This window comes from Rhodosalinus sp. (assembly GCF_046542825.1).
Taxonomy (GTDB): Bacteria; Pseudomonadota; Alphaproteobacteria; order Rhodobacterales; family Rhodobacteraceae; genus Rhodosalinus.
This window is the reverse complement of sequence record NZ_JBKHAQ010000057.1, coordinates 1-18171: the sequence shown is the minus strand read 5'-3', so window position 1 is coordinate 18171 and position 18171 is coordinate 1. Positions and strand designations below refer to the sequence as shown.

At 68.2% G+C, this 18171-nt stretch carries 24 protein-coding genes; 10 read left to right on the top strand and 14 right to left on the bottom strand.

The annotated features are described in order from the left end of the window. Positions 1-28 precede the first annotated feature (28 nt). From ACLFOB_RS09040 to chrA, 6 genes are all read right to left on the bottom strand, one after another. On the bottom strand, positions 29-235 hold the full coding sequence (locus ACLFOB_RS09040; protein ID WP_410925879.1) for a SlyX family protein: 207 nt from the start codon (positions 233-235) through the stop codon (positions 29-31). Beyond that, positions 228-455 carry a ribbon-helix-helix domain-containing protein gene (locus ACLFOB_RS09035; protein WP_410918464.1) on the bottom strand — a complete coding sequence of 76 codons (228 nt, stop codon included), beginning with the start codon at positions 453-455 and terminating at the stop codon, positions 228-230. The genes ACLFOB_RS09040 and ACLFOB_RS09035 overlap by 8 nt, the downstream gene beginning before the upstream one ends. Next, a complete protein-coding gene (locus tag ACLFOB_RS09030; protein WP_410918463.1) occupies positions 452-631 on the bottom strand; it encodes a DUF4169 family protein in 180 nt (59 codons plus the stop codon). Before ACLFOB_RS09030 ends, ACLFOB_RS09035 begins: the two co-directional genes overlap by 4 nt. Positions 632-646: 15 nt before the next feature. After that, positions 647-2044, bottom strand: a complete 1398-nt coding sequence (fumC, locus tag ACLFOB_RS09025; protein ID WP_410918462.1) for a class II fumarate hydratase — start codon at positions 2042-2044, stop codon at positions 647-649. A 63-nt stretch (positions 2045-2107) separates the two neighbouring features. Beyond that, positions 2108-2575: an SspB family protein gene (locus tag ACLFOB_RS09020; RefSeq protein WP_410918461.1), complete on the bottom strand. Its 468-nt coding sequence runs from the start codon at positions 2573-2575 to the stop codon at positions 2108-2110. A gap of 69 nt (positions 2576-2644) precedes the next feature. Beyond that, entirely contained in the window at positions 2645-3901 is a 1257-nt protein-coding gene (gene chrA / locus ACLFOB_RS09015; RefSeq protein WP_410925878.1) for a chromate efflux transporter, read from the bottom strand. 249 nt (positions 3902-4150) lie between these two features. Between chrA and ACLFOB_RS09010 the strand changes: the two genes are divergently transcribed. After that, positions 4151-5386 (top strand): urate hydroxylase PuuD, encoded by a 1236-nt coding sequence (locus ACLFOB_RS09010; protein ID WP_410925877.1) that lies wholly within the window; start codon positions 4151-4153, stop codon positions 5384-5386. A 162-nt stretch (positions 5387-5548) separates the two neighbouring features. Here the strand turns inward: ACLFOB_RS09010 and ACLFOB_RS09005 are convergent, their stop codons facing one another. Both ACLFOB_RS09005 and ACLFOB_RS09000 read right to left on the bottom strand, forming a co-directional pair. Continuing rightward, positions 5549-5863, bottom strand: a complete 315-nt coding sequence (locus tag ACLFOB_RS09005) for a DUF1244 domain-containing protein (protein ID WP_410918456.1) — start codon at positions 5861-5863, stop codon at positions 5549-5551. Positions 5864-5920: 57 nt separating this feature from the next. Further along, complete coding sequence (locus ACLFOB_RS09000) at positions 5921-6661, bottom strand: N-formylglutamate amidohydrolase (RefSeq protein WP_410925876.1); 741 nt, start codon at positions 6659-6661, stop codon at positions 5921-5923. 99 nt (positions 6662-6760) lie between these two features. Here ACLFOB_RS09000 and pyk point away from each other — a divergent pair, with 99 nt between their 5' ends. The 7 genes from pyk (at position 6761) to tig (ending at position 12733) form a co-directional block, all read left to right on the top strand. After that, positions 6761-8206 (top strand): pyruvate kinase, encoded by a 1446-nt coding sequence (gene pyk, locus ACLFOB_RS08995; RefSeq protein ID WP_410925875.1) that lies wholly within the window; start codon positions 6761-6763, stop codon positions 8204-8206. 26 nt (positions 8207-8232) lie between these two features. After that, positions 8233-8457 carry a hypothetical protein gene (locus tag ACLFOB_RS08990; protein WP_410925874.1) on the top strand — a complete coding sequence of 75 codons (225 nt, stop codon included), beginning with the start codon at positions 8233-8235 and terminating at the stop codon, positions 8455-8457. 113 nt (positions 8458-8570) lie between these two features. Beyond that, a complete protein-coding gene (gene rpmI / locus ACLFOB_RS08985) occupies positions 8571-8771 on the top strand; it encodes a 50S ribosomal protein L35 (protein ID WP_410925873.1) in 201 nt (66 codons plus the stop codon). A 13-nt stretch (positions 8772-8784) separates the two neighbouring features. Further along, the gene (gene rplT / locus ACLFOB_RS08980) at positions 8785-9150 is read left to right on the top strand and encodes a 50S ribosomal protein L20 (protein WP_410925872.1); all 366 of its coding nucleotides are present in this window, start codon (positions 8785-8787) and stop codon (positions 9148-9150) included. A 302-nt stretch (positions 9151-9452) separates the two neighbouring features. Continuing rightward, entirely contained in the window at positions 9453-10526 is a 1074-nt protein-coding gene (pheS, locus tag ACLFOB_RS08975) for a phenylalanine--tRNA ligase subunit alpha (protein WP_410925871.1), read from the top strand. Between the two features lie 219 nt (positions 10527-10745). Further along, positions 10746-11249: a ferritin-like domain-containing protein gene (locus ACLFOB_RS08970; protein ID WP_410925870.1), complete on the top strand. Its 504-nt coding sequence runs from the start codon at positions 10746-10748 to the stop codon at positions 11247-11249. 152 nt (positions 11250-11401) lie between these two features. Next, positions 11402-12733, top strand: a complete 1332-nt coding sequence (gene tig / locus ACLFOB_RS08965; RefSeq protein ID WP_410925869.1) for a trigger factor — start codon at positions 11402-11404, stop codon at positions 12731-12733. A gap of 52 nt (positions 12734-12785) precedes the next feature. Here the strand turns inward: tig and ACLFOB_RS08960 are convergent, their stop codons facing one another. From ACLFOB_RS08960 to rpsF, 6 genes are all read right to left on the bottom strand, one after another. After that, on the bottom strand, positions 12786-13739 hold the full coding sequence (locus tag ACLFOB_RS08960; RefSeq protein WP_410925868.1) for an acyl-homoserine-lactone synthase: 954 nt from the start codon (positions 13737-13739) through the stop codon (positions 12786-12788). 234 nt (positions 13740-13973) lie between these two features. Continuing rightward, positions 13974-14675, bottom strand: coding sequence for an autoinducer binding domain-containing protein (locus ACLFOB_RS08955; RefSeq protein ID WP_410925867.1), 702 nt, complete (start codon positions 14673-14675; stop codon positions 13974-13976). Positions 14676-14713: 38 nt separating this feature from the next. Further along, positions 14714-15106: a helix-turn-helix domain-containing protein gene (locus ACLFOB_RS08950; protein ID WP_410925866.1), complete on the bottom strand. Its 393-nt coding sequence runs from the start codon at positions 15104-15106 to the stop codon at positions 14714-14716. Between the two features lie 286 nt (positions 15107-15392). Further along, positions 15393-16031 (bottom strand): 50S ribosomal protein L9, encoded by a 639-nt coding sequence (gene rplI, locus ACLFOB_RS08945; protein WP_410925865.1) that lies wholly within the window; start codon positions 16029-16031, stop codon positions 15393-15395. Between the two features lie 10 nt (positions 16032-16041). After that, positions 16042-16269: a 30S ribosomal protein S18 gene (gene rpsR / locus ACLFOB_RS08940; RefSeq protein ID WP_410925864.1), complete on the bottom strand. Its 228-nt coding sequence runs from the start codon at positions 16267-16269 to the stop codon at positions 16042-16044. A 17-nt stretch (positions 16270-16286) separates the two neighbouring features. Then, positions 16287-16640 (bottom strand): 30S ribosomal protein S6, encoded by a 354-nt coding sequence (rpsF, locus tag ACLFOB_RS08935; RefSeq protein ID WP_410925863.1) that lies wholly within the window; start codon positions 16638-16640, stop codon positions 16287-16289. 268 nt (positions 16641-16908) lie between these two features. Between rpsF and ACLFOB_RS08930 the strand changes: the two genes are divergently transcribed. Together ACLFOB_RS08930 and fabD are read left to right on the top strand one after the other, a co-directional pair. Continuing rightward, positions 16909-17142 (top strand): hypothetical protein, encoded by a 234-nt coding sequence (locus tag ACLFOB_RS08930; protein ID WP_410925862.1) that lies wholly within the window; start codon positions 16909-16911, stop codon positions 17140-17142. Between the two features lie 104 nt (positions 17143-17246). Continuing rightward, positions 17247-18171, top strand: a 925-nt coding sequence (gene fabD / locus ACLFOB_RS08925; protein ID WP_410925861.1) for an ACP S-malonyltransferase, incomplete at its 3' end; no start/stop codon positions are given.

The window sequence follows — 18171 nt, the reverse complement described above, 5'->3', positions numbered from 1 at the left end:
CGGCCCGCAAGGGCCGACGCTCGGGAACTCACCAGTGCGGCGGCCTGCGGTCCGACAAGCTGGCAGAGCCCTCGCCCGCCTCCCGTTCGGCTTCGCGCGCCATCAGCATCTCGACCCGCCGGGCGAGTCGCGCGAGGTCGGTCTCCTGCCGCGCCGCCGTATCGGACAGGTCCTCGACGGCGCGCATCAGTTCCGCGAGATGTCGCTCGATGCGTTCCAGCCGCGCGTCATCCATCGTCCTGCCCCCGGTACTGCCGCAACACGAAGACCCGGATCGCCGAGGCGAGACCCGCATCCGCCCCGCGCGCCTCGTCCACCTCCGTCGCCAGGCCGTTGACGGTCTTGCCGCGTGCTTTCGCGATCGCGCGGAATGCCTGCCAGAACTCTTCCTCGAGCGAGACCGAGGTGCGGTGGCCCCGCAGCGTGAGCGAGCGCTTGACCGGACGCCCGGTCATTCCTCGTGCCTGAGCCCGTCGAGCGCGCGGGAGATCCTTTCGGCCTCGGCACGGGTGCGGGCGCGTTCGGCCCTGCTGCGGCCGAACTTCACCGCGTTCTCGTCGGACTGCCGCTTCGCCTCGGCCCGTGCCTTCGCCTTGCGGTAGCGGTTCAGGTTGATCGGCTGTTCGGCCATCGCGCGGCCTCCCCCTCAGGCGGGCTTCGGCCCCACCATGTTTTCCGGCCGCACGACGCGCTCGAAGGTCGCCTCGTCCACGAAGCCCAGGCGGATCGCCTCTTCCTTCAGCGTCGTGCCGTTCCTGTGCGCGGTCTTGGCGACCGTGGTTGCGTTGTCATAGCCGATCTCGGGCGCGAGCGCGGTCACCAGCATCAGCGACTCGCGCATCAGCCTGTCGATCCGCGCCTCGTCGGCCCGAAGCCCTTCGACCAGATTGTCGGTGAAAGCGGAGCAGGCGTCGCCGATCAGCTGCATGGACTGCAGCACGTTGTAGGCCATCATCGGCTTCATGACGTTCAGCTCGAAATGCCCCTGGCTGCCGGCGAAGCCGACGGCGGCATCGTTGCCCATGACATGCGCGCAGACCTGCGTCAGCGCCTCGCACTGCGTGGGGTTCACCTTGCCCGGCATGATCGAGCTGCCCGGCTCGTTTTCCGGCAGGATCAGCTCGCCCAGCCCGCAGCGCGGCCCGGAGCCGAGGAAGCGGATGTCGTTGGCGATCTTGTAGAGGCTCGCCGCGACGGTCTTCAGCGCGCCGGACATCTGCACCATCGCGTCGTGGGCTGCCAGCGCCTCGAACTTGTTCGGCGCGGTGACGAAGGGCAGGCCGGTGATCTGTGCGATGTTCGCCGCGACCTCTTCGGCCCAGCCCTCGACGGTGTTGAGCCCGGTGCCCACGGCCGTGCCGCCCTGGGCAAGCTCGTGGATGTGGCAGAGCGCGCTCTCGACCCGCCCGATCCCCATCGCCACCTGGTGGACATAGCCCGAGAACTCCTGCCCCAGCGTCAGCGGCGTGGCGTCCTGCGTGTGGGTGCGCCCGATCTTGATGATGTGGTCGAAGGCCGCGCGCTTCTCTTCGAGCGCCGCGTGCAGCTTCCTCAGCCCCGGCAGGGTCACGTCGCGCGCCATCATGGCGGTGGCGATGTGCATGGCGGTGGGAAAGGTGTCGTTCGACGACTGCCCCATGTTGCAGTGGTCGTTGGGGTGGACCGGATCCTTCGAGCCCATCTCGCCGCCCAGGATCTCGATCGCGCGGTTGGCGATCACCTCGTTGGCATTCATGTTGGACTGCGTGCCGGAACCCGTCTGCCAGACCACCAGCGGGAAATGGTCGTCGAGCTTGCCGTCAACGACCTCCTGCGCGGCCTGCTGGATCGCCTCGCCCACCGTCCGGTCCAGCTTGCCCATCCGCGTGTTGGCCTGCGCGCAGGCCTTCTTGATGACGCCCAGCGCGCGGACGATGGCGACCGGCTGCCGCTCCCACCCGATGGGGAAGTTGAGGATCGACCGCTGCGTCTGTGCGCCCCAGTAGCGGTCGGCCGGCACCTCGAGCGGGCCGAAGCTGTCGGTTTCCGTGCGCGTCGCGGTCATACGCTCCTCCTTCGCGTCTGCGGCCGCACGCGGTCTAGCGCGCGGCCCGCGCGAGGGCAACGCTCACTTGCGGAAGCGGTCGAGGCTGACGACGTCTGCGTCCCTTTTCGGCGTCTCGTCGTCGTCGGGCGAGGGATCCTCGGGCGGGACGTCGGGCTGCGGCGACTCTTCGCGCTCGCCCGTGCTTTCGAAGCGCAGGCCGAACTCGACCGACGGATCGACGAAGGTGCGCAGCGCATCGAAGGGCACCTCGAGCCGCTCGGGCTGATTGCCGAAGCTCAGCGTGACTGCGAAACCGTCGTCGTCCACCACCAGCCCCTCGAACCAGTGCTGCATGACGATGGTCATCTCGTCGGGGTAGCGCTCACGCAACCACGGGGCGATTCCGACCTCGGGATGCTGCGTGTCGAAGGTGATGAAGAAGTGATGCTCGCCCGGCAGGCCGTCGCGCGCGACCTGATCCAGCACATGGCGGATCAGGTCGCGCATCGCGCGATGCATGAGCCTGCCATAGTCGATGCTCTCCACCATGCCCTCTCCGCCACAAACGAGTCGGAGCATAGGGGATTCGAGGCAAGATGAAAGAGGCTCGCGCCGGTCTCAGCCCAGCGCCACTCCCGCCGCCGCCCCTGCCGCGCCCATCGTCGCGATCGCCGCGGCCACCCCCATGCCGCGCCACAGGATCAGCCCCAGCGCCAGCGCCACCAGCGCCGCCTCGACGGGCTGAAGACTGGACCAGACAGGCACCGGCGCGGCAAGCATGCCAGGCCCCTCGCGCATCTCCGCGAAAAGGACGTGCAAAGCGAACCACAGCGCAAGGTTGAGGATCACCCCCACCACCGCGGCTGTGATACCCTTGAGCGCGCCCTGAAGCCTGGGCCGTGCCGCCAGCGCCTCGACGTAAGGCGCCCCCGCGAAGATCCAGAGAAAGCAGGGCACGAAGGTCATCCAGACCACGATGAGGCCCGCGAGAAGACCCAGCGCCCAGCCGCCCTGCGCGTGACCGGCCAGGTGCCCCACGAACTGCGTCACCAGGATCAGGGGGCCGGGCGTCGTCTCGGCCAGCCCCAGCGCGTCGATCATCTGCGCCGTCGTCAGCCAGCCGAATTCGCCCACGACGGCCTGCGTCATGTAGGCGAGCACGGCGTAGGCCCCGCCGAAGGTGACCAGCGCGAGCCAGCCGAAGAAAAGCGCGAGCTCCGTCAGGAAGGCCGCGCCGGCCGCCCACAGCGGCACCAGCGGCGCGGCCCAGAGTGCGCCCCAGAGCGCGACGGTCGCCAGCGTGCGCGGCCGCTCTGCCGGCGGCGGGGCCGGGCCGGCGGGCGCGTTGCGCGCGGCCCAGGCGCCCCAGAGCGCGGCAGCGGCGAGAATCGCGGGAAACGGCAGCCCGAGCACGAAGATCGCCGCGAAGGACAGCGCCGCCACAGCCCAGTCCGCAGGGCCGCGCAGCGCCTTCCGGCCCAGTCGCAGGAGCGCCTGCAGCACGATCGCCACGACCGCCGCCTGGATCCCGGCGAAGACGGCCTGCACCAGAGGCACCTCGCCGAAGGCGATGTATCCCGCCGCCAGCAGCCCGATCGCCAGCGCCCCCGGCGCCACGAAAAGCCCGCCCGCGATCAGGCCCCCCGGCACGCCCCGGAGACGCCAGCCGGCATAGGTGGCAAGCTGCATCGCCTCCGGCCCCGGCAGCACCATGCAGAAGCCCAGCGCGCGCAGGTATTCCTCTTCCGAGAGCCAGCCGCGCTCTTCCACCAGTTCGCGGTGCATGAGCGAGATCTGCGCCGCCGGCCCGCCGAAGCCGAGCACGCCGATGCGCAGGAAGATGCGGGTGATTTCGGAAAGCACGGCCTCTGGCATGACCACCGCCCCTAGGGATCTGACATGACAGGAAGGTGATAGCGCATCGCCACGGCTCCGAAAGCGCGTATCGTCCTGTCGCGGGCACACGCCGGCGCCTTCGGGTTCGCTGCTCGAACGTGGTCTGCGGATGCAACGGGCGGCACTCGTTCCTGCCACGTCGCCCAGGGGATGCCGCCGTGCGGCCCGGCCCTTTCCTCTGCAGCCTGGCAGGGCTATGCCGATGGGACTCATCGACCGGGGCAGCAGATGCTGGACTTTGCCATTCTCTGGGACTGGGCGGGCTTTGCGCTTCGCTGGCTGCATGTCATCACCGCGATGGCCTGGATCGGCACGTCGTTCTATTTCATCGCGCTCGACCTGGGACTCACGCGGGCGACCGGGATGCCGCGCGGTGTGACCGGCGAAGAGTGGCAGGTGCACGGCGGGGGATTCTACCACGTCCAGAAATATGCCGTCGCGCCCCAGCGGATGCCCGAGCACCTGACCTGGTTCAAATGGGAAAGCTACGCGACCTGGCTGTCCGGTGCGGCACTGCTGGCGGTGCTCTACTGGGCGGGGGCCGAGCTCTACCTGATCGACCCGTCGAAAGCCGATCTGGCGATCTGGCAGGCGATCGCGCTCTCGGCGGGCTCGATCGCGGTGGGCTGGGTGATCTACGACGCGCTGTGCAAGTCGCGGCTGGGGGACCGGCCCACGCTGCTGATGCTGATCCTCTTCGGGCTGATCCTGGTGATGTCCTGGACGCTCAACCAGATCTTTACCGGGCGGGCCGCGCTACTGCACCTGGGCGCCTTCACCGCGACGATCATGACGGCCAACGTCTTTCTCGTGATCATGCCCAATCAGCGGATCGTGGTGGCCGACCTCAAGGCCGGGCGCACGCCGGAGCCGAAATACGGGCAGATCGCCAAGCTGCGCTCGACCCACAACAACTATCTCACCCTGCCGGTGATCTTCCTGATGCTGTCGAACCATTACCCGCTGGCCTTCGGCACCGAATGGGCCTGGCTCATCGCGGCGCTGGTGTTCCTGATGGGCGTGACGATCCGGCACTACTTCAACACGATGCACGCGCGGAAGGGCCACCCGAACTGGACCTGGGCTGCCACGGCCGTGATCTTCCTGCTGATCGCCTGGCTCTCGACCGCGCCGATGCGGGGCGAGCAGGCGCTTCAGGCAGTCGACCGCGATCCCACAGCGGCCGAGGCCGGGATGATCGCCGCAGCGGGTTTCTCAGAGGCGGAAGCGGCGGTGCTGGGGCGCTGCTCGATGTGCCACGCGCGCGAGCCGGTCTGGGCCGGCCTGCACTGGCCGCCCAAGGGCGTGGTGCTGGAGACGCCAGCAGACATCGCGCGCCACGCGCGCGACATCTACCTGCAGGCCGGGGTGAGCCACGCGATGCCGCCCGGCAACCTGACGTGGATGGAGCCCGAAGAGCGCGCCGCGCTGGTGGCCTGGTATCGCGCCGCGCGCGGCGGCTGAGCGCGTTCACGCTTCCCTGACAGCCGGGCAAGGCGACGGAAAGAACGAGGCGACAGTCAGGGACCGTTTTCGCGAGCGATGGCTCCCGCCGCGCCCCGCGGGCGATCACCGCGCGCCTCAAGACGCTCCGGGGGAACCGCGGCGCGGTCTTGCGCGGCGGAGTCAGTCGCGCTTGCCCACGTTCTCCGCGAAGCTCGTCTCGAAAGCGGCCTTCTGGGCATCGCTCGCGCCGGTCTGGTTCTGCGCTTTCCACTGGTCGTAGGGCATTCCGTAGAAGACCTCGCGCGCCTCTTCCTTGCCCATCTCGATGTCGCGTTCGGCAGCGGCCTCCTGATACCAGCGCGACAGGCAGTTGCGGCAGAACCCGGCCAGGTTCATCAGATCGATGTTCTGCACGTCGGGCCGGTCCTCCATAAGGTGCCGACGCAGCCGGCGGAAGGCCGCGGCCTCGAGTTCGATGCGGGTCTGGTCGTCCATCTCTGGCCTCCTCTTTCCCCAAGAGTGGCGCGTGCGCGCGCCCTGTTCAAGCGTCGGTCAGAGGCCGGTGTCCGCCAGCGCCGCCTCCAGCGGCGGCGCCAGGCGGTCGGCCCATGCGGCCTGCTCCGCCTCGGTGCCGATCAGGTCGTTGCGTAGTTCGACCAGCACGTTGAGGCGCCCCTCCGCAAGCGCGTGCCGCGAGATCGCGTCGCCGGGCAGGTGCCCGCCGTAGGGCTGGTTCCGGCCCACGCAGAGGTCGGGCTCTGACTCCAGCCGCGCGATCAGCGGATCGGCGAGGCGCGCGTCATGCCCGTGCAGCACGCCCAGGTGCCAGGGCCGCGGCTCGCGGCCCCGCAGTTGCGGCGTGAAGGAGTGGATGGACAGGATCACCGTATCGTCGCGCCGTGCGGCGAGATCGGCGAGCGCGGCGTGATAGGGACGGTAGTGGGCATTGAGCCGCCGTTCGACTTCCGCGGCATCCGCGTGGCGGTTTCCCGGAATGATCGTCCCGTCATACAGCTTCATCAGCAGCGTCGGGTCGTCCTCGCCCCGGTTGGGGTCGATCACGAGGCGCGAGAAGTTCGACAGGATCGCCGGCGCATCCAGCCGTTCGGCCAGCGCCCGCGCGAGGCCCGCGGCACCCACGTCATAGGCGATATGGCGGTCCATCTCCGCCTCCGGCAATCCCAGAGTGCCGCCGTTGACATCATCGGGCACCAGGTTGGACGCATGGTCGCAGGTCACGAGCCAGCGTGCGGGGCGTGCGGCGCCAACGATATGGTAGGGATGATAGGTCATGTCCGTGTCACCGTGGCGCGGCATGACATACGCGGGTTGCGGGCGGAAGGGAATTGCCCGTAATCGGGGGCGGGCAAGGTATCGAGCGGAGGAGCCGGGATGCGCCGGATGCGCAACGTCAAGATCGTGGCCACCCTCGGCCCGGCGTCAAGCGACCGGGAGACGATTCGCGCGCTCTTCGCTGCGGGCGCCGATGTCTTCCGCCTGAACATGAGCCACGGCACGCACGAGGAGATCGCGGCGCGGCACGCGATCATCCGCGCGATCGAGACCGAGCTCGACAGTCCCATCGGCATCCTGGCCGACCTGCAGGGGCCGAAGCTGCGCGTGGGCACCTTCGGCACCGGCGCCGTGGAGCTGGAGGAGGGCGCGCGCTTTCGCCTCGACCTCGACGAGGCCGAGGGCGACAGCCACCGCGTCCGACTGCCGCACCCGGAGATCTTCGCGGCCCTCGCGCCCGGAGCAGAGCTTCTGGTCGATGACGGCAAGGTGCGGCTGCGGGTCGAGGACTGCGGCGCGGATTTCGCGGAGTGCACGGTCGTCACCGGCGGCACCGTGTCCAACCGCAAGGGCGTCAACGTGCCCGACGTGGAACTGCCGCTGGCCGCCCTGTCGGACAAGGACCGCGAGGATCTGGAGTTTGCCTGCGCGCTGGGCGTGGACTGGCTGGCGCTGTCCTTCGTGCAACGCCCCGAGGACGTGGCCGAGGCGCGCGAGCTGGTCGGCGGCCGTGCCGCCGTGCTCTCGAAGATCGAGAAGCCCACGGCGGTGCGGCGCATCGACGAGATCATCGCTGTGTCCGACGGCATCATGGTCGCCCGCGGCGACCTCGGGGTCGAACTGCCGGTGCAGAACGTGCCGCCCATCCAGAAGCGGATCGTGCGCAAGTGCCGCGCAGCCGCGAAGCCCGTGATCGTGGCCACGCAGATGCTGGAAAGCATGATCGAGAGCCCGATGCCCACCCGCGCCGAGGTCTCGGACGTGGCCACCGCCATCTACGAGGGCGCGGATGCCATCATGCTCTCGGCAGAAAGCGCGGCGGGTCAATACCCGGTAGAGGCGGTGACCACGATGGACGCGGTCGCCCGCGAGGTCGAGAACGACCCGACCTATACCGAGATTCTCGAGGCGTCGCGCGTGGCCAGGCGCGAGAGCGTGGCCGACGGCATCGTCGCCGCGGCGCGCGAGATCGCCGAGACGACCGAGATCAAGGCGATCGCCTGTTTCACCCAGTCGGGCAACACTGCCGCGCTGGTCGCGCGGGAGCGTCCGCGCGTGCCGATCATCGCCATGACCAACCTGCGCGGCGTGGCGCGGCGGCTTGCGCTGCTCTGGGGCACCCATTGCGTGATGACCGGCGAGCTGACCCGCTTCAAGCAGGCGGTGGTGAACGCGGCGCGCGCCGCCCGGGTCGAGGGCTACGCCACGGAGCGCGATCAGATCGTGGTCACGGCGGGCGTGCCCTTCAACGTGCCGGGCACCACGAACATCCTGCGCGTGGCGCCCTGCGACGAACGTTTGATCTGGGCCACCGACCCGGAGTAACCTGCCTCTAAAAATGGGGCGGGCTCATGGATGCCGATACGGCACTGGTCATCGGTCTGACGCTTGCGGTCTTCGCGATCCCTGCGATGGTTTCGGCCTATTCCGAGGGCCGCGCCCCCCGCGTGGCCGCCTTTGCCGTGCTCGTGGCGGGTGGGCTGGTGATCTGGGCCGTGACCTCGAAGCCCGGTGGCTACACACTGACGGAGATCCCCGAGACCATCATCGGGGTCATTGGCCGCGTCCTGCCCTGACCCGGCCTCTTGTCACCCGTCGCGGGATCGCCTATAGGCGCGGCTTCACATCGCGCGCCCGGCCCGGACGGCATGCCGAGGCGCGCGCCCTACCGACCCATCAGGAGACGGAAATGCCGAAGCTCAAGACCAAGTCGAGCTGCAAGAAGCGGTTCAAGGTGACGGCCAAGGGCCGGGTCAAGTTCCAGCAGGCCGGCAAGCGCCACGGGATGATCAAGCGGACGAACAAGTTCATCCGCAACGCCCGCGGCACCGCCGTGATGTCGAAGGCGGACGAGTCGATCGTCAAGCCGATGATGCCCTATTCTCGCTGAGGAGCGCTGATCCATGTCCCGAGTCAAAGGCGGAACCGTCACCCACGCGCGCCACAAGAAGGTCCTGAAGGCCGCAAAGGGCTATTACGGCCGGCGCAAGAGCACCTTCAAGGTTGCCCGCCAGGCGGTCGACAAGGCCAACCAGTATGCCACCCGCGACCGGAAGGCGCGCAAGCGCAATTTCCGCGCGCTGTGGATCCAGCGGATCAACGCGGCTGTGCGCGCGCACGACGAGGCGCTGACCTACTCGCGCTTCATCGACGGTCTGAACAAGGCCGGCATCGAGGTGGACCGCAAGGTGCTGGCCGATCTGGCCGTGCGCGAGCCGCAGGCCTTCGGCGCCATCGTCGAAAAGGCGAAGGGTGCGCTCGCGGCCTGAGCCGCAAGCGGCTCACCCTGGCGAAGGGCCGCCTTGGGCGGCCCTTTTCGTTTCCGTGCGCCCTCTGGTGCGTCCTCCGGCACGAGCGCGGCGACTGGTGTCGGCGCCAGGGGGCCCGTCTCTGCTGCGCGCGGGGCCTGTTCCGGTCTGTGCGCCCGCGCCGAAGCCGTAGCCGTGGCCGATGATGAGCGTCACCGTCGCGCTGCCGCCCGGTCCGGCAGCCCCCCCTGTGTCGTGCCCCGCGCTTGCGCTCTTTCGGCGCGCAGGCTAGCACCGGCGCGGCGCTGGCAAGGGGTGCGGACATGGACGATCTTCGCGGAAAATGGCTTCGGGCGGTGGCGGAGGCGGACGACGACTCCGCGCTCGAGGCGGTGCGCGTGGCCGCACTCGGCAAGAAGGGCGAGATCAGCGCGCAGATGCGCGAGCTGGGCCGCATGACCCCGGAAGAGCGGCAGGAGGCCGGCCCGCGCCTCAACGCGCTCAAGGACGAGATCAACGCGGCCATCGCCGCGAAGCGCGCCGCCCTCGCCGATGCCGCGCTGGAGGAACGGCTGCGCACCGAGTGGCTGGACGTGACCCTGCCCGCGCGGCCGCAGCGGGTGGGCACCGTCCACCCCATCAGCCAGGTGACCGAGGAGGTCACGGCAATCTTCGCCGACATGGGCTTCTCCGTGGCCGAGGGGCCGCAGGTGGAAAGCGACTGGCACAACTTCGACGCGCTCAACATCCCCGGGCACCATCCCGCACGGGCGGAGATGGACACCTTCTACATGGCCCGCGCGCAGGACGACACGCGCCCGCCCCATGTGCTGCGCACCCATACCTCGCCCGTGCAGATCCGCGCGATGGAGATGGCGGGCGCGCCCCTGCGGGTGATCTGCCCCGGCCGTGTCTATCGCGCGGACTACGACCAGACGCACACGCCGATGTTCCACCAGGTCGAGGGGCTGGCCATCGACCGCGACATCTCGATGGCCAACCTGAAATGGGTGCTGGAGGAATTCGTGAAGGCCTTTTTCGAGGTGGACGAGGTCGAGCTGCGCTTCCGCGCCTCGCATTTCCCCTTCACCGAACCCTCGGCAGAGGTCGATATCCGCTGTTCCTGGGAAGGCGGCACGCTCAAGGTGGGCGAGGGCGACGACTGGCTGGAAATCCTTGGCTCCGGCATGGTCCATCCCAAGGTGCTGATGGCCGGCAACATCGACCCCGCCGCCTGGCAGGGCTTCGCCTTCGGCATGGGGATCGACCGGATCGCCATGCTGAAATACGGCATTCCCGACCTGCGGGCGTTCTTCGAGAGCGACCTGCGCTGGCTGCGGCATTACGGCTTCGCGGCGCTGGACGTGCCGACGCTGCACAGGGGGCTGTCCCGGTAAACCGGCACGGCGTTTCATCGACGTCAGCCGCGCAGATATCCGGGATATCTCTTCGGTTCAGGCGTTCGACTTGGCGATCCTGGGAGTCCGCCGCGCGCGATATCCCGATGGTGTGGCCGTTTGCGCCAGCGCGCCGCGCCCGGTGCCCGGAACCGCCACTTTCCCGCCCGCGTTGCCCGCTTGTCAAAAGACAATCCCGAACCTCAAGGAGGACGACAGATGAAAGGGCCCGACGTGTCGCTCAAGCATCTTCAGCGCGCGCTGACGATGGAGTTGACGACGATCAACACCTACATGTACCAGGAGCGGAAACTCGACGACTGGGGCATCGACCGGCTTGCCGCGCGGATGCGCGAGGAAGTCGAAGAGGAGCGCGAACACGCCAATTCGTTCCTGACCCGCCTCCTGTTCCTCGATGGCAAGGCCGACATGCAGACGCTGGGCGATATCGACAGCCCCGACAGCGTGCGCAAGATCTTCCAGACCCAGCTGGAGATGGAGCGCGAGGCGCAGAGCTATTACGCCAAGGCCGCCGACGAGTGCCGCGAAGCAGGGGATCTGGGCACTTTCGAGCTTTTCATGCGCATCCTCAAGGACGAGGAGGAGCACATCGATTTCGTCGAGGAACAGTTCGACCTGCTGGAGATGCTCGGGGATCAACTCTATCTCGCCCGGCAGGTGTCTTCCGTGAGCCACGAAAGCGACGAGGACGAGGTTCTCTAGGGCGATCTCGTCCCGGGTGTCCGGCGGCGCGCGGATCGCACCTGCCGGGCACCTGGCGTTTCGGCTTGCATGGCTGCGGCGCCCTTTCTAGAAGGGCGGCTAATTTTGCGAGTGCTCCCAGAGGACGGGGGCCGTTCCGACATGAGGGCATGATGCAGGTCACCGAGACCCTGAACGAAGGGCTGAAGCGCAGCTATGAGATCACCGTCACCGCGGCGGAACTCGACGAGAAGGTGAACGAGAAGCTCGCCGAGGCGCAGCCCGAGATCGAGATGAAGGGCTTCCGCAAGGGCAAGGTGCCCATGGCGCTGCTCAAGAAGCAGTTCGGCGAGCGCCTGCTGGGAGAGGCCGTGCAGGAAAGCGTCGACAACGCCATGTCGGAGCATTTCGAGCAGACCGGCGACCGCCCGGCGATGCAGCCCGAAGTGAAGATGAAGGGCGAGGACTGGAAAGCCGGCGACGACGTGCAGGTCGAACTGACCTACGAGGCGCTGCCAGAGGTGCCCGAGGTGGACCTGTCATCGATCTCGCTGGAGCGGATGGTGGTCAAGGCCGACGAGGCGGCGGTGGACGAGGCCCTGCAGAGCCTGGCCGAGAACGCGCAGGACTTCGAGGACCGCGAAGAGGGCGCAGAGGCGCAGGACGGCGACCAGGTCGTGATCGACTTCGTCGGCAAGCTCGACGGTGAGCCCTTCGAGGGCGGCGCGGCAGAGGATTATCCGCTGACTCTCGGGTCCGAGAGCTTCATCCCCGGCTTCGAGGAGCAGCTCAAGGGCGTCAGGGCGGGCGATGAGAAGGAGGTGAAGGTCACCTTCCCCGAAGATTACGGCGCCGAGCATCTGGCCGGGAAGGAGACGACGTTCGACGTCACCGTCAAGGCCGTGAAGGCACCCAAGCCGGCCGAGGTCGATGACGAACTGGCCAAGAAATACGGCGCCGAGGATCTCGAGGCGCTCAAGAACCAGATCCGCGAGCGGCTCGAGGCGGAATACAACGGCGCCGCCCGGCAGGTCGCCAAGCGCCGGCTGCTCGACAAGCTCGACGAACTGGTGGAGTTCCCGCTGCCCCCGACGCTTGTGGATGCCGAGGCGAAGCAGATCGCGCACCAGCTCTGGCACGAGGACAACCCGGACGTGAAGGGGCACGACCACCCCGAGATCGAACCGACCGAGGAGCACGTCAAGCTGGCCGAGCGCCGCGTCAAGCTGGGCCTGCTGCTGGCCGAGATCGGCAGCCGCGCCGAGGTCAAGGTCTCGGATTCGGAAATGACGCAGGCGGTGATGCAGCAGGCCCGGCAGTATCCGGGGCAGGAGCGGCAGTTCTTCGAGTTCGTGCAGCAGAACCCTCAGATGCAGCAGCAGTTGCGCGCGCCGATCTTCGAGGACAAGGTCGTGGACTACATCTTCGAACTGGCCGACGTCAGCGAGACGGAAGTCGGCAAGGACGAGTTGCAGGCCGCCGTCGAGGCGCTCGAAGACGAATGAGCATGGCTGCCGCCGTCCCTGTCGGGCGGCGGCAGTCCCTTTTCGACGGCGGTCAGCCGGCCGCCCGGTCGAACCTGTCCGCGTTGTCTTCGGCCCGGCCCAGAAGCATCTCGGCGAGTGCAAGCGCGTCGTCGAGTTCCTTCGCGGAGCGTGCAGCGCGTATCTGCGCGCGGCAATAGTCGCGCAGATCGGCGCGCGTGGCGGGCGGAGTGCTCTCTGTGACGCGGGTGTTGCGGGAAGCAATGGTCATGCTGCGCGATCCTTTCTGCTCGGCGGTGGTGTCGCGGGGATAAGCGTCCCCGTCCTTTGTTGTTCCGGCGTCCTCTGTTGTTCCGGCGCCGTCTGCTGTTCCGGCCGGGGCCGGCGCAAGCGCGAGCGCCTGCTCATCGCTCAGGTGCACGTCGTGGTGGATTCCGGCGAAGGCGCGCACGCGGTCCACACGCTCTTCGGTGCAGTCCAGAAGGGCTGCCAGCGCCGAGACTTTCCCCATCGGCGTGGGTTTGCCCAGATAGTCGTAGGGCGCGCAGTCGGACCGTTTCAGCACGCGGTCCATCACCGGGTCGATCACGGTCACGATGTCGGCGATCCCCGACCGCATCGCGTATTCCAGCGCGCCGATCATCAGTTCGCAGGTCGCGTAGGAGACCGAGTGGCTGGACGTCCCCCGCGCGAGGCGCTGCGTGTCGACGCAGAAGCGGGTCGATTCCCAGACATGCGGACTGCGCAGCGGCGGTTCGCCGTCGAGGATCGCCCGGAAGACATCCGTCAGCATGTGCGGCCCGGTCGTCTGCAGCGCGCGGACGCAGGCAACAACGTTCCCCGCATCGTCGAGCCCGAGGATATAGGCCGGGTCGAGCCGGTCGAAATCGTCGATTTCCCGCCCGTCGGCCGTACACTGCACGTCCCAGCCAAGGCGGTCCGCAAAGACCCGCTTGCGCAGTCGAAACATCTCGTCCAGCAGATGGCCGAAGCGGTGCGCGTTCAGAGCATCGATCACGAAAATCATTCTGTCTTCCCCCAAAGTACGTGGCTGCTGATGCCGAGGCCGATTATGCAAGCCCGGCGGTGCAGCACTATTGGGGGAATCCCGTAGGGGGGAGCTTCATGCCGGGGGCGCGGATTGCTGTCGGGAATGAGGGGGCGCGCACCGGACGAAGGGCCGACCCTCCGTTCGGCCCTCTATCACGGATTGGTGACTGGCGCGAGCGTCAATTGCCGCCGGGCGCGCGGGGCGCTGTTCTCAGAGCGGCGTGATCAGGCCGAGGCCGATGGCGCGGCCCACCGCCTGAGCGGTGGTCAGCGCGCAAAGCTTGGAGCGGGCCGAGCGCAGGTGCACCTCGACCGTCCGCGATGAGATCGAGAGGATGTCACCGACGTCCTGCTGCGACTTTCCCGCCGCGGTCCACTGCAGGATCTCGACTTCGCGCGCGGAGAGGGCAGGATGGCGCAGCGTCCGGGACAGGACGTCAGAGCGCATTACGGTGTCGTGCAGGTGAACCGCGGCAGATTGCAGATCGCCGATCACCTCGCGCGTCAGCATCTCCCATTCCTGCAGCGTGCAGTCGCGCGTGACGCTGAGCATGCCGATCTCGCCGAAAGGGCCGCGCACCGGCACGGTCATCCCCCGGTCCGCGATGCCGAAGTCGCCCGCGTCGCGGAACACCCGATCGAACCGGGTGTCGCGCTCGAGGCGCCGCCAGTCCACAGGGGCGATGCTGCGGCCGGCCATGGTCAGGGTCGGGTCGATGTTCTGAAAGCTGCGCGCGACGTAGTGCTTCTTCCAGGCATCGGGATAGGTGACGTAACCGTGGATCGAGCCCTGGATCGGGTTCATGCCGGCATAGGCGGCATAGTCGAAGCCCAGCCGGTCGCAGAGTTGCACAAGAAACTTGTCGAAAGGCTGATCGTTCGGGGGCAGCTGCCCCAGGTCCAGTACGTTCATCTCGGCTTTCCCTGCGCGATCCGCTCGCACCGCACGGTTCAGGTCTCCACCGCAGCCTCTTGGCTTTCCTCGATGCGCTTGGACATGGACATCACCATGTCGAGCACGACCTTTTTCTGATCGTCCGGCAGCCGCATGTAGTTGCGCACCAGCCGTACGGCGCGGGCGTCCTGCAACAGCTCCTCGCCGGGCCCGGACGGCAGAGGCGCATCGCCCGCGGGAACGCGTTCGAAGAAGTGGCTCACGGGCACGCCGAGAGCGGCAGCGATGGTATAGAGCCGCGACGCGCTGACACGGTTCGCGCCGGTTTCATATTTCTGGATCTGCTGGAACTTCACGCCCGCGAGCCGCCCCAGTTCGGTCTGACTCATTCCCAACGTGGTCCGGCGCTCCCGGATCCTGCGTCCAACTTCGATGTCGATCTCGATCATTCTGTCGTTCTCGGTCTTCTGATATGGAGGCGCAGCCGAAGGGAATGGTTCCCTTGAGCGGGACAGCCTTCGGTGCGCCGACGCCACGGTTAACGAACGGGCTTCGGTCAACGCAGGATGCCTGCGCGCGCAGGGCAATGCAACGATTTCGATTCGCTGGCGCGGGCCGCTCAATCTTGGGTTGCGATTCGCCGCCGATCCGGCGGGCAACCGGCACTATTCCGCGAACGCGGGATGAGCCGCCATGAGCTGGCCGCGCGGACGATTCCGCGCGGCCCGGCGCGGTTCAGTTGCCGCGCGCCTCGTCTTCTTCGCCGGAGCCAACTTCCGACGCGGCAGGGCGCGGACTCGTCTCGTCGTCGTCGAGCTGCGCGGCGCCGATGTCCTCGAAGAGTTCCGAGATCTCGAATTCCGCCTGCGCTTCCTCTTCGGCCGCGGCCTCCTGAATGGTCTTGCCGGCGGCCTGAAGCTCGGCCTCTTCCATCGAGCGTGCGACGTTCAGCGTGATCTCGGCCTCGACCTCGGGGTGCAGGCGGACGGTCACCTTGTGCAGGCCCAGCTCCTTGATCGGGCGCTCGATCTGCACCTGCTTGCGGTCGAGTGTCACGCCCGCTTCCTTCGCGGCGTCGGCGGCATCGCGGGTGGTGACGGAGCCGTAAAGCGCGCCCCCGTCCGAGGCCTGGCGAATCACCACGAAGCGCTCGCCGTCCAGCTTTTTCGCCAGCGCTTCCGCTTCCTTGCGGGTTTCGAGGTTGCGCGCCTCAAGCTCGGCCTTGCGCCCCTCGAAGGCTGCGATGTTCGCCTTCGAGGCGCTGAGCGCCTTGCCCTGCGGCAGCAGGTAATTGCGGGCGAAGCCGGGCTTGACCTCGACCACCTCGCCCATCTGGCCAAGCTTGGCCACGCGTTCCAACAGGATCACTTGCATCGGTCGGGCCTCACTTCACGGCGTAGGGCAGAAGCGCGAGGAAGCGCGCGCGCTTGATCGCACGGGCCAGTTCGCGCTGCTTCTTGGACGACACCGCGGTGATCCGCGAGGGCACGATCTTGCCGCGCTCCGAGATGTAGCGCTGCAGCAGCTTGGTGTCCTTGTAGTCGATCCGGGGAGCATTGTCGCCGGAGAAGGGGCAGACCTTGCGACGGCGAAAAAACGGTTTTGCAGCCATGGGTTATACTCCTTGTCTCAGCGGCGGTCGCGGTCGCGGTCGCGCTCATCGCGCTTCTGCATCTGGATGGACGGGCCCTCGTCGTGCTGGTCGACCTTGATGGTCAGGACGCGCATGACGTCGTCGTGCAGTCGCATCAGGCGCTCCATTTCCTGCACGGCGGGCGCGGGCGCGTCGGTGCGCAGGTAGGCGTAATGCCCCTTGCGGTTCTTGTTGATCTTGTAGGCCATCGTCTTGACGCCCCAGTATTCGCTGCCGACCAGCGTTCCGCCGTTGTCGGACAGGATGCTGCCGAAGTGCTCGATCAGCCCTTCGGCCTGCGCGTTGGACAGGTCCTGCCGCGCGATGAAGACATGCTCGTAAAGCGGCATGGTCGCTCCGTTTCTGTTCGGGCGCATTTCAAAGGGCCGGCCATCTCACCTTCCGCCCCGGCCCACGAGAGACTGCGCCAGTGCATCGGTGGCGCGGAAGGAAGGCCGCCGTATACACGCCTGAGCCTTCAGCGCAAGCCCGCCGGCGGGCAGCGCAACGGCGCAACGGCCTGGCTGACGCGCCGGATGCCCGCCGCTGTCGTGCCCAATTTTCGGCGAATTGTCCCGCAACGGTCGCGGCGAGCGAGTCCAGACCGGGAGTGGCCCCATGGCCTTGATAGAAACGCATGACCGTACCGCCATCGAATCCGCAGGTTGGCTCCTGAAGGCGATCGTGTCGCTCAACGGCGGCGCGCTCTTCGGGGCCGCAGTCGGGCTGTGGCTGCTGCCTGGGTCGAACCTGGGCGCTGACGTGCTGGTGATGAAAGCCGGTCTCACGGTCTTTCTTGCGCTCGCCGGGCTCACCCTGCTGGCCTGCGTCCGGCCGCGCCGCCGGCGCTGATGCCCGCCGGCCGGGTCGACCCTTTCTGACGGTCCGGCGCGGTCAGGTTGCATGGTCCATGCCGGCCCTGTATCTGACCCCGACAGCAAAGGCATGGGGGTCCGATGAGCCGCGCTTTCGTCTTTCCCGGTCAGGGCGCCCAGACCGTCGGCATGGGCCGCACCCTGGCAGAAGTCTACCCGGCGGCGCGTGCAGTCTTCGACGAGGTCGACGCGGCGCTGGGCGAGAAGCTGAGCGCGCTGATCTGGGAGGGTGACCAGGACACGCTCACCCTGACGCGCAACGCGCAGCCTGCGCTGATGGCCACCTCGCTCGCGGCGATGAGCGCGCTGGAGGCAGAGGGCGTGCGGATCGGCGCGGCGGCCTTCGTCGCCGGCCATTCCCTTGGAGAATACTCCGCGCTGGCCGCCGCGGGCGCCCTGACCGTGGGCGATGCCGCGCGGCTCCTGCGGCTGCGGGGCGAGGCGATGCAGCGCGCGGTCCCGGTGGGCGAGGGCGCGATGGCCGCGCTGCTGGGTCTCGGCCTCACCGACGCGCGCGAGGTGGCGGCGGAGGCCGCGCAGGGCGAGGTCTGCGCCGCGGCCAACGACAACGATCCGCAACAGGTGGTCGTCTCGGGCCACAGGGGCGCGGTCGAGCGCGCCGTCGAGATCGCCAGGGGCCGCGGCGCGAAGCGCGCGGTGCTGCTGCCTGTCTCCGCTCCGTTCCATTCGCCGCTGATGCAGCCGGCCGCGGAGGAGATGAAGGCCGCGCTCAACGAGGTGCGGCTCGAGGCGCCAGCGGTGCCGCTGGTGGCCAACGTCCGGGCCGAGGCGGTGGCCGACCCCGAGCGCATCCGCCTGTGGCTGGTCGAGCAGGTCACCGGCGCCGTGCGCTGGCGCGAGAGCGTGGAGTTCATGGCCGCGCAGGGCGTCACCGAATACTGGGAGATCGGCGCCGGCAAGGCGCTCTCCGGCATGATCCGCCGCATCGACCGGCAGGCCGCGACGCGGCAGGTGGGCACGCCCGACGACGTGCGCGCCGCGGCCG